This window comes from Bacillus cereus group sp. BfR-BA-01523, from assembly GCF_022662615.1.
Taxonomy (GTDB): Bacteria; Bacillota; Bacilli; order Bacillales; family Bacillaceae_G; genus Bacillus_A; species Bacillus_A mycoides.
The window spans coordinates 55,010-71,070 of sequence record NZ_JAKUDX010000004.1; the positions used below are offsets into that span (position 1 = coordinate 55,010).

The following is a 16,061-nucleotide window of genomic DNA, read 5'->3' on the forward strand; positions in this document are numbered from 1 at the left end:
CAGCTATCTTTCTTTCTTTATTTTTGTACCTCTCTATGAAATGAAAAATCATTCATGGTAGGCTGTATTTGTTTCTCTACTTTCACCTCTTCATTCTTTTGTTTCGCTCTTCTAACATTTCCTAGTTTAATCGCATCTTGCATACTATTACTAATAAGATTTCCTGACAAAATTGTCATACTATAGAAAGCGATTGGTATAAGTACAATCCATGTATGAGTAGTTAAGTGACGGAAGTTTTGACCAATTAACCCTGTCCATTCTTTTGTTACACTATCTGCATCTATACCGCCAAAAATTATTGTTCCGCCAAAAAATAATCGCAACAAACCAAGATGCAAGAGGAGTAATAAAGTACTTACAAATTGCTGGGCTACTAATAAAAGAAATGATGGTAACATATGCGGCCATACATGGCGTCTCAACCTCTGCCACTTACTTCCGCCTAGCACAGTGGCCGCCAACATAAATTCTTCATTCTTAATACGTTTTACTTCTTGCGCCACGTACAACATAACAGTCGGTACAGCAAGGCACGCAAGAACTATAATTTGAAACGCAACCCGTAAATGAAACGGAGCAGCAGCCTCTCCACTTTCGAACATTAAAACTGCATTTAACATAAAATAGGAAATCATAATCATTGGTACAATACTAAACGGATCAAAAAAAGATGAGATAACTGGAAATGAGCGTTTACTGTACATACCAAGTAATAAACCAATAGCTCCTCCAATTACTACACGTAAAACTGCGATAACGATACTTGCACCAACTGTCCATTTCGCTCCTTCTATTATTAACTGGAACAGGTCACGGCCTTTCTCATCAGTTCCGAACCAAAATTTACTCGACGGTGAAAACGGAGCAGCCTCTAATTCTCCTTTTTCGTTATACATCATCGTTAGTTCACGAATATTCCCATCGAAAAACAGCGTATTTCCAATACTAACAATCATTAGTACACTCAAAAAAGTAACACCTAGCCAAAATCTCACATCTCTTTTTACAACTTGCCACATGTTACACACGCTCCTTTATAACATTTTGTAAAAGCGTATGTAATAAACGAAATAGTATAAAAAGCGGTACATATAATAAAACTAAACTCACTGTAAATATTTCTAATTTTGAATTTTCTTTCACGAAAACGAACATACCGTACGTATTAAACAGCCATTCAATAATATATAAGTTTGATAACATAAATAAAATATTCGTTTTTGCATAATAGACTGTTGTTAACAGGACATTTCTTGAAATATGGTGCGTCAAAATATGTCTTAAACTTAGCCCTTTACTCTTAGCAAATATACTATAATCTTTCTCTAATTCTTCTCTGAAACGTAATAGTAGTAACTTAATAAATAATAATGTTGTAGGTAAAGTAAGACATATTATTGGTAACAGGCGAGCCCTTTCCTCTCCAAGTCCTGCAAATTTCACTGGCATAAAACCTGTCTTTTGAAAGATTATTACTACTAGAAGTTGAGATAATAAAATTAATAAAATGTCCGGAATACTTTCAAGTGCGACGAAAATCCCATTCCACATACGTTGCTTTGATTGAGAGCGCTGTAATACCCACACAACGATAAGATACGCAATGAGTAAAGATAGTATAAATGCCGAAATAAATACAAACATTGTCTCTACATAATGAATCCATATTTGTGGAAATAACTTTCTTGAATTCCGAAATCCATACGTAATTTCACCTGGTTGAAGTAACTTCTCTCCAAGAAACACAACTGTGTTCCAAAAACCGATTAAATCAATTTGTAATCCCTTAAATAAACGCGGTAGTGCCCCTAAAAATAGAATACAAATAAGCGCCGCAAATAATTGTAAACATGTAACCCCACACCACTTACCAATTCGAATGAACATAACTATTACCCCTTCTATTTAAATGAATATTCAGAAATGAAATTCATGTATAGTACCTATACCTTGTAAGGAGATACCCTTTCTCTCGACAAAACATATCGATTTCCGTCATTTCTCGGAAGTCATATTATATTTTTCGACCATTATCCAATCTTTCCCTTCTTTATAAAGAACATACTATTAAAAAAGCCCTTGTTTTCATACAAGGACTTTTCCATTAAACTGTTTTATTTCACAACTTCCTCTTTCGGCATTACCATACCTTTATAAAGTTGGACAGTAATCCAATAATAAATGAAATAAATTACTATGAAGATTCCTATTGGCATCCACACTTTTACAAATGGGTCAACTAATATGAAACTGAATAAGTTAAGCCCTACTAAAACGTGGGAGATTCCAATAATTGCTGGGAAGATAAATAAATATGAAATCTCTTTATATATACTTTTTGTTAACATACTACGTCTCACACCAATTTTTCGTAACATTTCATAACGGCGTACATCACGAGAAGCTCCTGTTAATATTTTGAACATAAGAGAACTCGCCATCATTGCTAAAAATGCAATTCCAAGGAAAAATCCCATAAACATTGTTCCGCTCATGAAACTGTTCACGAACTGATAAATTGTCATTTTCGTATATAATTCTACTTTTGTACCTGTTGTTTTTTCAATTTGTTCTTTTTGCCTCTTATCAATTTCTGTCAATAACGGTTTATATTTTTTCATATCATCTACTTTTGCTAATGTTACAGTATGCTCTGTTCCTTGAATTCCTTTGTAATGCTCTTCATCTGCAATTCTTACCGGTTTTCCGTTAAACTGATTATGTGTAATTTGTATCTCTCTTACAATCGCATCTTCCCAATCTTTTGACATGCGAGGAAGCTTATTCGCTACTTCAGGAGCTTCCAAAGCAGAATAGACAGGTTCAGTTAAAGGTGTAGCCACACGTTTACGAGCAGGTTCTTTTAAAGTCTTTGTATCAAAATGATCTGAAATAAGTGGTGGTTTTTCAGTTAAGTCGTTACGTAAATAATAAACCGCTTCTCCATCTACTTTATACTTATACTTGCTTTCTTCAACAATTTCCATTTCTTTTAATGCCGCTTTATCTTGTTCATTTGGATCATGAATTACGACATCATATACACGTGAGAAGTCTGTCATAATGCCTACATTCTTTTGAAACGCCATACCTGCTGTCATTGCACCTGCACCTAATGCAATTAACATCGCTACAGTGCCTAGTACCCTCGATAAACTAGTTACTCGAAAACGTAACTGTGCATAAGTAAAACTATTTAATCCCGTTTCATTTCGTTTTTTATTCCCCTTAATTTTCATTACAAAAAGTGGGAGCAACGAGCTAAAAATGAAATACGTTCCTACTGTCGTAACAATTGTCGCTATTATAAATCCTAGTTCAGCAAACATTTTTATATTCACCATAAAATAATATCCTGTACTTACTAGCAATACACCTAGTACTGTCATAATAACAGTGCGAGTCTTACTTTTCTTCACCTCATCTTGCGTTTCATCTTCACGTATTAACTCTAATTCTGTTTTACGTAATAATCGGAAACTATTCATTAAACCAGTAATGAAAAATAATATTAAGAAGAAAATAGATGTAACTAATATAGCTGGTGTGTACACAGATGCGTAATTACCTTTTGCTGAAATCTCCATTCCATTCATTAAAAAATTCCCTGCTACACTAGCAAGTACTATTCCTACTAAAATACCGATAATAATACTGACAATCCCCATACCAAAAGTCTCAATAAATAATAATTGCGCTACTTTTTTCTTTTTCGCTCCAAGCATCATGTACATACCGAGTTCTTTTCTTCTTAATGTAAGTAAAAAAGAATTGGCATATATGATGTAAAAAACTGTAATAAAAGAAAGCAATATTGCACCAACCCAAAAGACGAGCCTAATACTACCAATGAGACTATTATCTTTTGTAAATTCACTATTCATCGCCATCGTTTGGAACATGTAAAAAATACTAATACTAATGACTAGACCAATAAGTAAAACCATATAATCCTTTAACATTTTTTTCATACTATGACGTGATAATTTGAATAACATAGTCTCGCCCCCCCTTACTTCGACTCAGTTGCTGAGCCCATTTGGGCAAGCACACCTAAAATATCTTGATAGAAATTTTCTCGTGTTCCTTGACGTTTTAACTCTTTATAAAGAAGTCCATCCTGTATAAATAAAATACGTTCACAATAGCTCGCACTAAATGCATCGTGTGTTACCATCAAAATACTTACATTGTGATTTTCATGTAAATCTTGCATCGCTTCTAATAAACTTTTTGCATTTTTACTATCAAGTGCTCCTGTCGGTTCATCTGCTAATACGATTGCCGGATTATGTACTAAAGCTCGTGCTGCCGCTGTTCTTTGTTTTTGTCCACCAGAAACAGCAGTCGGATATTTAGTTAAAATTTCAGTAATCCCTAATTTCTTTGCTACTTCATTTACTTTTCCAGTAATCTCACTTGACGGTACGCCTTGCAGGGAAAGTGGTAAAGCGATATTTTCATAAATTGATAAATTTTCTAGTAGATTAAAGTCTTGAAAAATAAATCCTAATTTTTGAGAACGAAAATCTGATAACGCATTCCCCTTCATAGAAGTAATATTTGTGCCAGCTATTGTTACACTACCACCTGTCGCTTGATCAAGTGTACTAATCACATTTAGTAATGTCGTTTTACCAGATCCAGAAGGACCCATAATCCCTACAAACTCTCCTTCTTTAATACTTAATGAAACACCCCTTAATGCTTTTGACTGATTCTCATTTCTTTTCCCATACGTTTTTTCTACACTTTCTACAGTAACTACATTTGTTGACATCTCTTTCACTCCATCCCTTTTGTATAGTATTAATTTCTCATATATTTCTTATCTTTTTGTCATATAAATCCTTAAGAGTTTTTTAACTTTTCAATCTCAAAAGAAATATGAATCATATCACTTCTTAATATTCTCATTTTTCTAAAATCCGTTCATTCGATTTCCCTTACATTTACCTTACAATTTTGTAAGGTAAAAAAGAAAACACACCACTTTGAAGTGAACCCCGAAAACGGGACACATATCAAAACACCTAAACCATCTGCTCAATTCGCTTAGCTTTTTTGGCCCATTTCCAAAAGGATATTGTTTTCCTGCAGGTTGTTGAAAACGATAAGTTTGATCTGTACGATACCATTTCATCCATGTCTTAATTTGGGAAACATTTTTAATTCCGAGTATTTCCATAATGGTGCGATTTGAATAACCCTCCTTTTTCAACTCAATCACTTTCCACTTTACTTCTTCTGGGTAATGTACTCTTCCCTTCAAATGAAAAACACCTCCAATGAACGTGGTTCAAGTCGGAGGAAGGCACCTTAGGGTGTCTTTTCTTTATAGGCTAGCACCAAATCCTGTATCCATTATTTGTTCACTTTGAATACATACGGTTTAAGTTTATTATCAAATTACCAATATAATTAAAGTAAAAAAAATCCCTCAGATAAGCTGAGAGAATCTTTAAAATTCACATTATTTTTCCTTCTTTAATCGCATTTTTCTATCTGGTCGCCTTCTTCACCTGTGTTTACTGCCGAACTATCCGTTCCGCCTCCCACTGCATGTTGCTGTTTGGTGTTAGAACTTTCGATGGCAGCGTTGGTTCCCGCTGCACTGTCATCTCCACCACCACTTGCCACTTGAGTAGCACTAGCCTGTTTCTCACGGGTTCTATTAATTTGATTATTGATGATGAGTACAAATTCTGCCTCTTCATCCGAAGTTTCTTTTTTCATTTTATGCGGCTCAATCTGATCCCCACTAATTCCTTTATTTATCGCTTCGCCTCCAGCGCCCACCGTTTCTTGCTGTCGGGTATTCGATGAATCGATTGCTGCATTACTTCCTGCCGCACTATTTTGTCCGGCTCCACTGGCAATTTGTGTTGTATTCGGTGCAAATGTAATCTGATTATTAATGACAATGACAATTTTTCGTTTATCATCAAGATTTCCCAAATTAATTTCTTGCCCATCTTTTTTTACAAATCGAAACGTGATTTTTTCATTGTTTTCCATGTTCTCACCCCCTTTGTAATATTAAATGACTAAAGAATGATAATGGATTGGACAAGGGTATTTTTTTATACATATGTGCACCCGCCCACAATGAAGGATGTATTCCTATGACTACTTTTCATAAGAAGTGAATGTTATTTTTCTTAAACCGTTCCAATGTAAACTTTTAAATATTAGTTTACATTCAAAACATTGATTTCACTGAATTAATGTTACTTTTCATATTTTCGAAGAAAACACCAACAAAAGTATACATTCAAAACACTGATTTTATTAGATTTATAAAGTGACGTCGTTTTGGTGTTAACTATATCTATTTTCGTTCGTTGTGTTCGTTTGTTTTGTTAAACTTCTTCAATATGCCAAACATCTACTTGAAACTCTTCTTGAGAAATAACCATCTTTCTAGCTTCTATGTACGTTACTTTAAAATCAGGTGTAAACCTCATAGCAGACTTCTTCGACTTACCTGACTTTGTTATGCTGCTCTTAATCTCAAAAGATGGTATAAGAGTGAAAGAGGGATGACACCCTATGCGACCGACATCATCCCTGCTTTGTAAATACTTGTAATAATTCATTTCTGACTGTGAATCAAAGTTAATTCCGTCATAAGTTACTTTCCTCTGTTTGATCCGTGGTGCATTCTTTTTCTTGGCTGTCGCCTTTCTCTTTCTAATCAACTAGTAACCTCTCTTTCTATTCCATTTGTCCTTTGCACTCTTCAAGAAAATCAATAACTTCCTGAACATGCTCCCTTGTTGTCATACTTTCCATTACGTATCCTTCATCGTTATAAACATTAACCTTACTTCCTGTGAACTCCATCCCATACATTCCATCTGTTCCTAATAGCTTTACGTTACCTTCCATTCTTTTAACCTCGCTTTCTATTAAAAGGATTATTTTATTAGGTTTTCTAACAACCTTCATTTTTAAATTTTCAGATCCAGATGCACATCTAGACTCATAAACCATATGTTAATTTAAATACTTTCTAAGAAAGTAGGTGAAAACAATGCCATCTATTGTTGGAAATATGGTTGTACAAAATAGTAACGGTTCTTTCAACTTAGGTGATTTTTATAACGTTTCTCCAAAGGAAAATACAAAAGCTTATAATGGTTCAGGTTCATCAAATGTTGCTTTTGTTGCCAATACCTTTAGCGGTGTTAGTGCAACAAACACATACGATTCTGATATTGCAGACCAAAACCAAGTTGGGACAGTCTAGAATTGTTCATTTCCCTCTTCCTCTCTGAATAAAACTTAATATTCCGTCAATATTGTATATGACATTAGATTTTCTCCTTGTTCCCCCTTGGAGAACCGAGCAGTTAGCTTTTGCTAGCTGCTCTTTTTACAAATAGTAATTAATTAACACAAGCGCATTTCAGAAAAGCTTCGTATGATACGGTGTATTCCTTTCTTTTAGAAAATGAAACTCGTCACGAGAGCACTTTTATGAAGTGCTCTTTTGGTTTTTCAAATACATACAAAATGAAATTTTTATAGTAATTTTAGTTGCTCGTATAATCTTCTCGGCTTCTTGATCTCCGATATCTCACCATTAAAGGGTTCTGGTGCAAAAATAAAATAAAAGAGAATAAAGCGCATATATTCCTAACGGAATCGTATCTTATGCTGCAAGTCCAAACAATTGATGGATGAATTCTTTCTGATTTTGGACAGACTGGTCCCGTAAATCAAGCTGTTCTTTTTTAATCATATGCATGGCTTCTACTCCAGAAAGAATGGATGTAGCTGTGTCAAAACATTTGAATCCTAGCATAGAACGGATTCGCTTCTTTATAAAGCGATGATCTTGTTCTACTATGTTATTTAAGTACTTTTGTTGTCTAAGTTGCATACCATCAGGTATGCTTTTTTCTTTTTTCAACTGTTCAATTGCTATAGGATAAGCCGGGTTCTTATCGACTGTTATAACACGTGGCTTTGAAACATGAAAAGACCGCAAAGCTTTCTTGAAAAAGCGCTTTGCAGCCTTATGATTTCTTGTTTTGCTTAGGAAAAAATCGATTGTTTTTCCTTTCGAATCAACAGCACGATACAGGTACATCCATTGACCTTTTACTTTAATATATGTTTCATCGACTCTCCAAGAGTCATTTGTTTGTTTGAGGTAACTTCGGTTCCGTTTGTCCAATTCAGGACCATACTGATGAACCCAACGCATAATCGTTGTATGAGAAATGGATAAACCCCGTTCCTCCATCATTTCTACCAAATCACGAAGGCTTAAATTGTACCACAGGTACCAACGTACAGTTAACAAAATAATATCAGGTTGATAGTGCTTCCATTTGAACAAATTTTTCTTTTCCATACCAATCACACACCTTTTTAGAGTAGTAGTATCAGTATGTCCAAGACTTAGAGATTACTTGCAATTGCCTTGAAGTTTTTGCACCAGAACCAAATATTGTCTATACATGAAGCGGATAAGCTTCATGTACAGGCAATATTACATATTAATACTTTAGGAAGTTATAAAATAAAGAGGTGGCTTTTAAATGTATAATGAGTCATTATATTATCCTTATATAAATTATAATCAATACTTCGATCGTCAATTCCCTGGTCTTCAAATTCCTGGTTTACCAGGAACATCAGGTTTTCCAGGTGGACCAGGTTTTCCGGGTGGACCAGGTTTTCCAGGTGAACAAAGTTCACAAGCTCCAACATCTCCTCCCCCATCATTTATTCCTCAACAATCAACTGCTTCACCATTTGCTGTTGATCCAGGAGCAATTTCATTCTGTTTATTTCGAAATACCTATATATGGCTTAGTAATGGTGAACAATTTTGGTGTTTTCCAATTTTTGTAGGACCAAGGTCTGTTGCTGGTTTTAGATGGAACGGTAGGTTTTGGGTTATTTTTGGAATTGATACGAGAAGGATTATTTCATTTACATGCTTTTAAAAATTGTAGAGTAGCGATAAAGGCTTAATTATATAAACAAAAGAGGTATTAGAATGAAAAACTTTCAATCATTTGAGGGTACAATAACTATGATTAACGATTTTGTAACAGGATCAAATGAAGAAATGGGATGTAATAAGTTAATATCCATAAATAATGGTTATGGAACTCTAATAAATTTTGTAGTGAAACCAAATACTTATTTTATTGACTATGCAACAGTAGTAATAGGAGATAAAATAAGTGGGTTTTATGATGCTAACGCTCCTGTTCCTCTCATTTTCCCACCACAATTTCAAGCAATTGTTATGGCTAAATATACACCGCATCAAAATGTAAAAGTAGACTATTTTAATGAACAGTTGGAGAGTGGTGATGGAAAATTAAAATTAAATATTTCTCCTTCTACTCAAATTTTATTAACAAACGGTCAATTGTTTACAGGGAATCTTGTGAATCGAAATTTAATAGCTATTTACGGTTTTACAACAATGAGTATACCAGCTCAAACTACACCATATAAAATCATTGTTTTGTGTTAAAAGGGATGCAGACCGATGCTCATCAAGCTAACCAAAAGAAACACCCTATTAGCAAAGATGAGATTTCATTTTTAGAAATTGTCTTTGCCTATAAAATTCGGACTTATCTTAATTTCAATGTGAGAACTATTGGATTATCAATGGTTCTCACATTGTTTACATGTATTAAACGAAAGTTTGGTTTCTTCTTAAGACTCAAGCGTATAAACAAGCTTTTACATTAATATGAAGTCCAATCAATTAGTTTAGATTTTGAAAAATAATATTTTAATGAAATCCAATATATAAAACATGGTTATCAAGTCGGAGGAAGACACCTTAGGGCGTTTATTCTTTATTTTCAAAAAGACATGCTAAAAGAAAACGAATTTTGCAACAGAATGCTCTGAATCATCTTTTTCACTTAACTTAGTGTCCAATTTAGTGTCGCATCTCCAATTGCTGCGTAATTTTTCTGTCTAACTTTTCGGGTTCAGTTCATTATATTTTCTACTTTATCTTTATATACAACATATTCTTTCCCATCCACTACTGCTACCACCGCAAATTCATCATTTGGATTGAATGACAGCCAATCAGCCCACATATTTGTATTTGGCCCTCCACCCCACATATTATGAACCGTTTTTTTAGTTAAATTCATAACTTTATAAGACGCATTTGGTGCATTTGATCCAGTCTTTATTTCAAATGTATATACGTTATGAATTTTTTTACAAAAGTAGAAAACACTGGATGAACGAAGCTGATTCATAAAATCCTGTTCTTTTTTCTCTGCAATTTTTATCCCTTCTTGTAATGTGACAACATCTGTTCGTAATGTTTTCCAACTGTCTTTCGCTGCATTCAAGTTAGGGGTTAAGAATTTATATCTATTTTGATCCGCTTTTTGATCCGCTTTATCAATATGTCCCAGTACGCCCGAATATTGAGAGTCTAAATCATCCCATTGCGTGGACATATAAGTAAGAGAAGTAATAGCATTATCAATCGCACTATGCATATCACTAATATTATGAAACGCAACTCCTACTACACGATTTAATGTTATCTTATAATCTACATTCTGACGTAATTTTGCTAATTCCGGCTCTAGCCAGCCTAACTTACCTCTTGCATCACCTATCATTATCCCACCAGCAATCAATGTGGGAAGAAAGGGGATTTTTACCATGTCTAATCCCTTAGATTCTATGTCTTTCTGATAGTTTACTTGGCCTAAAAGGTCCTCCAGACGCTTTTGATCATCCTCAACCGCAGCTCCTTGGTTTTTTAAAATAGACTGCAAGGTCTCTTTATGGCTCCCAAATACTCTAACATCTTCTCCAATAGCATTTTTAAATTTAGTTAATTCTTCTATTAATACTTTTGCAGACTTTTGATTTTGTTGAATTTCCCCCTGTAAATCTGTAATCCCTTTTTTTAAAGTATCTCCATTCCCAGTACTGATCGCCTCTACTAATGTTTCATAATCATTTTCAAATTTTGTATCGTATTCAATAATACCTGTCAATGTATCTAAAAGCTGTTTTTTTACTTTCGTATTCCATGAAACTGCATGTGCTCTTGCATTCTTTTGATCTTGTACAATTTTACTAGGTAAATCTGCATACCCATTAATAGTAATTCCTTCAAAACTCACATCCGGATTATTAATTAAAAAATAAGAATATTCATTCATAGATTTTACAAATAACCCAGCATCTTGCACAGTTTTTTTCATCTGTTCTTCATTTGCTGAAAGAGACATATCTCCATTGTTAGTTTGTTCAATTTCATTTGCAAAAGCTGCTACTGGTGTAACTGCATAAGTTGTTGTCATAGTTAAAAATGTCGATACAGCGAGTATTTTATAAGGGATTTTTTTCATCATTTTATACTTCTCCTATATAGGTTTTGATTTTTAATTCTATTCTTCTTTAAAAGCAACGTCTTTCAAATTTTTTAAAAATCTGTAATACAGCACGGTTATCTTGGTATCTGGGTACAAATTTTATAAAGACGAAAGGCGAAGTCTTTAATGAGACTCCGCCTTTTTGATGTATAAGGAATTATTAATTGTTGCATTACTATTTAACAACGTAATCATAGATTCTCTATGTTTTAGGTGAGTTTGCAACAAAACTAATATTTTCTTATTTTTGCGGAGTAACAGGCTCCACTTTTAATTCTTTGATTCCTTCTTTTAAAGTGACCGCATCTGTGTGTAATGTTTTCCAACTGTCTTTCGCTGCATTCAAGTTAGGTTTTAAGAATTTAAATTTATTTTGATCAGCTTTTTGTGATGCAGTTTCAATATGTCCAAGTACTCCCGAATATTGAGAATCTAAATCATGCCATTGCGTGGACATATAAGTAAGGGAATTAATAGCATCATCAAGCGCCTTATGCATTTCACTAATATTATTGTAAGCCACTCCAACTACACGATTTAATGTTACTTTATAATCTACGGTCTGACGTAATTGTGCTAATAAAGGCTCTAACTTACCTAAATTATCTCTTGCAACACCCACTATGATACCGCCGATTATTGGTAGACCCAAAATGGCACCCTTCATTACATTAAACCCATCAGATTCTAATTGTTTATAATAGTTTACTGATCCTAAAACTTCATCTAGACGCTTTTGATCAACCTCAACATCTACACCTTGGTTTTTTAAAATCGACTGCAAGAGATCTTTATTGCTTCCAAATGCTCTAACATCTTGTCCAATAGAGTCTCTTAATTTAGTTAATTCTTCTATTAATTGTTGTGCACACTTTTGATTTTGTTGAATTTCACCTCGTAAATCTGTAATCCCTTCTTTTAAAGTATCTCCATCTCCTGTATTAATCGCATCTACCATTGTGTCATAGTAATTGTCAAATGTTGTATCGTATTCAATAATACCCGTCAATGTATCTAAAAGCTGTTTTTTCACCTTCTTATCCCATGTAACAGCATGTGCCCTTGCATTCTTTTGATCTTGTACAATTCTACCAGGTAAATCCACATATCCATTAATAGTAATTCCTTCAAAGTTCACATCTGGATTTTTAATTAACATATAAGAATAGGCATTCATAGATTTTGCAAATAACCCGGCCTTTTGCAAGGTTTCTTTCATCCTCTCTTCATTTGCTGAAAGAGCCGTATCTCCATTGTTAGTTTGTTCAATTTCACTTGCAAAAGCTGCTACTGGTGAGACTACAGAAGTTGTTGTCATAGTTAAAAGAGCCGATGCAACGATTAGTTTGTACGGGATTTTTTTCATCATTTTATATTCCTCCAATATAGGTTATGATTTTTAAATTCTATTCTTGTTTAAAAGCAATATCTTTCGAAATGAATTCTGCATCTTTATGAATATCATTCCAACTTTGTTTAGCAGCCTTTAAATCATCAGGTATTAACGAGAGTTTATGCTCTTGCATTTGGTCGATATTATCATACAAATCCGTATAATTAGCCCCCATTTTATTCCATTGTTGTTGAATATTCGTTAGAGACAGTATCGCTTGATCCACTGTCTGATACAGAAATGCCAAAGTGTCTTTCGCGTTAGTAAACGAAATAACAGCTTGGCTAGCGAGATCAGCTTTTGTACTTAATTGTCCGATTTTGTTAGAAATTTCGTTATAGGAGTCCATATGCTTAGATGCCGTGACACCAGCTGCTGTTCCTAAACCAATTCCAGCTGCACCAAGAGCCGTAAGGCCACCAACAACAGCCGGTGTTGCTGTACCGCCAGTCACAACAATCACTACCGCTCCTGCAATAGCGCCAATAACTAAAATGACTGCTCCTAATCCACCGCCAATTGACCATGCTAATACATTGTCAAAATGTTCTTTCTGAGTAGAATGTAGCTTCTCAATTTCAGCTTGAAGTTGTGGAATTAGCGCTTGTTGACCCGCTAATAGTGCCGTTAATCCACCTTTTCCATCTGGGCCGCCTACATTATTTTTAAAATCTGTAGAATTTGTATATAGTTTTGCTTTGAAGTCCTGTAACATCTTAATTACTTCTGTAACCTCTTTTGAATTTGTATTAATTGTAGTGATTAAATCATTTATACCCTCTTTTAAGCTTGCCTTATCTTTCTTTTGTACAGTATCTACTAATGTGTCGTAATAATTTTGAAATTGTTCATCGTAATTTACAATATTACGTGCTGTTTTTTGAATCTTTGGTTTCGCTGTATCTAGCCAATAATTAGCATTGATTCGCGACAGTTCCTGATTAAGGTGAATATTTTTGATTAATTCTCCTCCTTCTGAACCTAAATCAATATTGGATAGATTTACATTCGGTTGTTTAATCATTGTTTTTGCGTATAAATCCATTACAAGAATATGAGATCCTGTTTCAGCCAATGCTTTCTTCAGTCCTTCAGGCCCTAATGTATAATTCTCTACTTTTTGTTCTTGAGCGGTCTTTTCTTGTGCAAATGCATGAATAGTGTTACCGGTAGTAGCAGTTATAACCGTTGCCAGAGTAGCTAAAGTCAACACTTTAAATGGAAATTTTTTCATAACTATTCTCCTTCTCATTCTTTCGCTAGATTCTTATAATTTTTTTAGATTTCCAAAAACATAATATTAGAATTTATAGACCTGTTCTTCAAGGTAACTTATTACATTTTTTAATTGTCTTAATGTATCTTTTTGAGACTGCTGGTTAGTTGTATCAACATTAGTAGATAATTTTGTAATGCTATTTTTTATTAGACCCAAATCTTCCTTATAGTGCTTTAGTAGGTCAAGTTCTACATCTACTTGATATGCAAATGTATGTAAATCATTTTGCATAATAAGTAACATTGATTTTTGGGTATTTTGTAATTCATTTTTTAGCTGATCTATTTTCCCTGTTCCATCTGAACTTAGTACACCCTGTGCTTTTGTAACATCCATATCGAGATCTTGAAGTTTTTTATCCAGCTATAATTTAAGATCTGTTAATTCATTAATCTGTCTTTGTACGTTTTCTTGGTTCGTCATAGTCATATCTTGAAGAACCTCAAGTCTATCCAAAAACCCTTCTTTATCTTCTTTATTGTCTACAAACTCTTTTAATACTGGGTAATAGTTATTAAATTTAGTTACAAACCCTTTACTTTTTGAATTTACTAGAATTAAATGTGGATAAAGTTCTGATGACCATTCCTCATATCTTGCTTGATTAGGGATTGATTTGTATTTAAAGCTGGGACTTCTGCCAGCTGTACATTAGGGCTCATTAAACCTTGATCAATATATGTTTGGATTAATTTAGATTGTGCACCTAATTTTCGTAATGATGAGGAAATATCCATGCTTTCCTGTTGAGTTTCTGCATGAACGATTGGTATTGCGAGAGTATTGATAGGAATAGTCGCCCCAGTTACAATTGATGTTATAAAAAATCCTGAAATTATTTTATTTTTCATTCCGTACGCCCCTTTACTATTGTCTATTTACAATCTTATACATACATCTTGAACGACCTAACGCTAGGCTCTTTTTGTCACATGCTCTAGGAAGGAGAAATCTTTCGGATAGAGTGTTAAACCTCGTTATTATTTACTTCTCATAGAAAGTAAGGATGTTGCTTTCTGGTAATTTTAATATTAAGTTTTTCGGATTTAACAATAAAATTTCATCACCTATATTTGAATTAACTGCCCAATGAAAAGTAAAATATTTATTTTTCTCTTGAGTTGCTGCTGGATTTACAGGAGTCCAGATAGATAGACTCATTGCTTCTACTGCTAACCCTGCCATGACCTTTTTGATAATAATTTCATAATATCTCTCCTAGTTTTGTCGACAGGGTCCTACAAGATTACAAAAGATGAATTTATACTGTACATTGCTTATACTTTTATTACGGAATAAAATCATTTTTGCTATGTAGAAACTTAAAACACTTTTTTTCAAATGTTATACTTTCGAGATTATAGATCTTTTCAGAAGTGGCGCAACATTAAGAAAATTAACTTTAACATAATGTTACTTGCAACTTTACTGCACATTTATTAGTGCAATCTTCTCTCCCCTTGAGTGGTCATACCATTTACACCTTTATTAAAACATTAAATTTTTAATACGTAACTAGTAGAATTTTGTCGATTATATTCGATAATTTAACTATTAAGTATTAATACAAACGAAATGTTATACTTATAAAATGATTTTTTAATTTCATTTAAGTAATTATAGCAGTTACAACTTGATATACTTAGTTAAAAGGAGTCATTTTTAATATATATAAAATAGTTAATATAATTTAATCACACTCTGCATATCGATCCCCTTTATTTAGATATGCATCATTACATATTTCTCCATAGATAAAAACAACAAATAAACAATAAACACAAGACGAATAAACAACAAATAACAACAAATCCAAAAATCTGAGAACAGTACAGTAATAACTTCTACATTCATTTTCCCGAAAGGATTATCACCATTTATTAACCTAAGTGGTTTATATAAACACAATGTAGAAGAAATGAGTCAGTTCAGCAAATTTTTACCGAAACTTTTTGAAGAAAATTTGTAAGGCAAGTTAACAGCTTTA

General features: G+C 33.5%; 15 protein-coding genes and 3 pseudogenes. 4 read left to right on the forward strand and 14 right to left on the reverse strand.

What is annotated here, in order from left to right:
• Positions 1–17: 17 nt before the first annotated feature.
• From MR066_RS12255 to MR066_RS12290, 8 genes and pseudogenes are all read right to left on the reverse strand, one after another.
• Positions 18–1,022, reverse strand: coding sequence for an ABC transporter permease (locus tag MR066_RS12255; RefSeq protein ID WP_242247365.1), 1,005 nt, complete (start codon positions 1,020–1,022; stop codon positions 18–20).
• 1 nt (position 1,023) lies between these two features.
• Positions 1,024–1,890: an ABC transporter permease subunit gene (locus MR066_RS12260; protein WP_002031892.1), complete on the reverse strand. Its 867-nt coding sequence runs from the start codon at positions 1,888–1,890 to the stop codon at positions 1,024–1,026.
• 227 nt (positions 1,891–2,117) lie between these two features.
• On the reverse strand, positions 2,118–4,001 hold the full coding sequence (locus tag MR066_RS12265) for an ABC transporter permease (RefSeq protein WP_242247366.1): 1,884 nt from the start codon (positions 3,999–4,001) through the stop codon (positions 2,118–2,120).
• A 14-nt stretch (positions 4,002–4,015) separates the two neighbouring features.
• Positions 4,016–4,783: an ABC transporter ATP-binding protein gene (locus MR066_RS12270; RefSeq protein ID WP_002085698.1), complete on the reverse strand. Its 768-nt coding sequence runs from the start codon at positions 4,781–4,783 to the stop codon at positions 4,016–4,018.
• Between the two features lie 261 nt (positions 4,784–5,044).
• Positions 5,045–5,275 (reverse strand): annotated as a pseudogene (locus MR066_RS12275) (helix-turn-helix domain-containing protein); the annotation flags it as partial.
• A 215-nt stretch (positions 5,276–5,490) separates the two neighbouring features.
• On the reverse strand, positions 5,491–6,021 hold the full coding sequence (locus tag MR066_RS12280) for a hypothetical protein (protein ID WP_219302228.1): 531 nt from the start codon (positions 6,019–6,021) through the stop codon (positions 5,491–5,493).
• A gap of 344 nt (positions 6,022–6,365) precedes the next feature.
• The gene (locus tag MR066_RS12285) at positions 6,366–6,704 is read right to left on the reverse strand and encodes a DUF1064 domain-containing protein (protein WP_242247367.1); all 339 of its coding nucleotides are present in this window, start codon (positions 6,702–6,704) and stop codon (positions 6,366–6,368) included.
• Positions 6,705–6,720: 16 nt separating this feature from the next.
• Positions 6,721–6,894 (reverse strand): hypothetical protein, encoded by a 174-nt coding sequence (locus MR066_RS12290; protein ID WP_242247368.1) that lies wholly within the window; start codon positions 6,892–6,894, stop codon positions 6,721–6,723.
• 145 nt (positions 6,895–7,039) lie between these two features.
• Here MR066_RS12290 and MR066_RS12295 point away from each other — a divergent pair, with 145 nt between their 5' ends.
• Positions 7,040–7,255: a spore germination protein gene (locus MR066_RS12295; RefSeq protein ID WP_098855789.1), complete on the forward strand. Its 216-nt coding sequence runs from the start codon at positions 7,040–7,042 to the stop codon at positions 7,253–7,255.
• Positions 7,256–7,660: 405 nt separating this feature from the next.
• On the opposite strand, the gene MR066_RS12300 is transcribed toward MR066_RS12295, so the two are convergent.
• Positions 7,661–8,368, reverse strand: a complete 708-nt coding sequence (locus tag MR066_RS12300; RefSeq protein ID WP_242247369.1) for an IS6 family transposase — start codon at positions 8,366–8,368, stop codon at positions 7,661–7,663.
• Between the two features lie 187 nt (positions 8,369–8,555).
• On the opposite strand from MR066_RS12300, the gene MR066_RS12305 reads away from it, so the two are divergent.
• Positions 8,556–8,966, forward strand: a complete 411-nt coding sequence (locus tag MR066_RS12305; protein ID WP_242247370.1) for a collagen-like protein — start codon at positions 8,556–8,558, stop codon at positions 8,964–8,966.
• A 53-nt stretch (positions 8,967–9,019) separates the two neighbouring features.
• Positions 9,020–9,508, forward strand: coding sequence for a hypothetical protein (locus MR066_RS12310; protein ID WP_242247371.1), 489 nt, complete (start codon positions 9,020–9,022; stop codon positions 9,506–9,508).
• A 472-nt stretch (positions 9,509–9,980) separates the two neighbouring features.
• On the opposite strand, the gene hblB is transcribed toward MR066_RS12310, so the two are convergent.
• The 5 genes and pseudogenes from hblB to MR066_RS12335 form a co-directional block, all read right to left on the reverse strand.
• Positions 9,981–11,381: a hemolysin BL regulatory component HblB gene (gene hblB / locus MR066_RS12315; protein ID WP_242247372.1), complete on the reverse strand. Its 1,401-nt coding sequence runs from the start codon at positions 11,379–11,381 to the stop codon at positions 9,981–9,983.
• 262 nt (positions 11,382–11,643) lie between these two features.
• The gene (hblA, locus tag MR066_RS12320; RefSeq protein ID WP_242247373.1) at positions 11,644–12,771 is read right to left on the reverse strand and encodes a hemolysin BL binding component B; all 1,128 of its coding nucleotides are present in this window, start codon (positions 12,769–12,771) and stop codon (positions 11,644–11,646) included.
• A 37-nt stretch (positions 12,772–12,808) separates the two neighbouring features.
• Positions 12,809–14,029 carry a hemolysin BL lytic component L1 gene (hblD, locus tag MR066_RS12325; protein WP_242247374.1) on the reverse strand — a complete coding sequence of 407 codons (1,221 nt, stop codon included), beginning with the start codon at positions 14,027–14,029 and terminating at the stop codon, positions 12,809–12,811.
• 66 nt (positions 14,030–14,095) lie between these two features.
• Positions 14,096–14,925, reverse strand: a pseudogene (locus tag MR066_RS12330) (HBL/NHE enterotoxin family protein).
• Between the two features lie 133 nt (positions 14,926–15,058).
• A complete protein-coding gene (locus MR066_RS12335; protein WP_242247375.1) occupies positions 15,059–15,235 on the reverse strand; it encodes a hypothetical protein in 177 nt (58 codons plus the stop codon).
• Positions 15,236–15,881: 646 nt separating this feature from the next.
• Here MR066_RS12335 and MR066_RS12340 point away from each other — a divergent pair.
• Positions 15,882–16,043, forward strand: a pseudogene (locus MR066_RS12340) (DAPG hydrolase family protein); the annotation flags it as partial.
• Positions 16,044–16,061 lie beyond the last annotated feature (18 nt).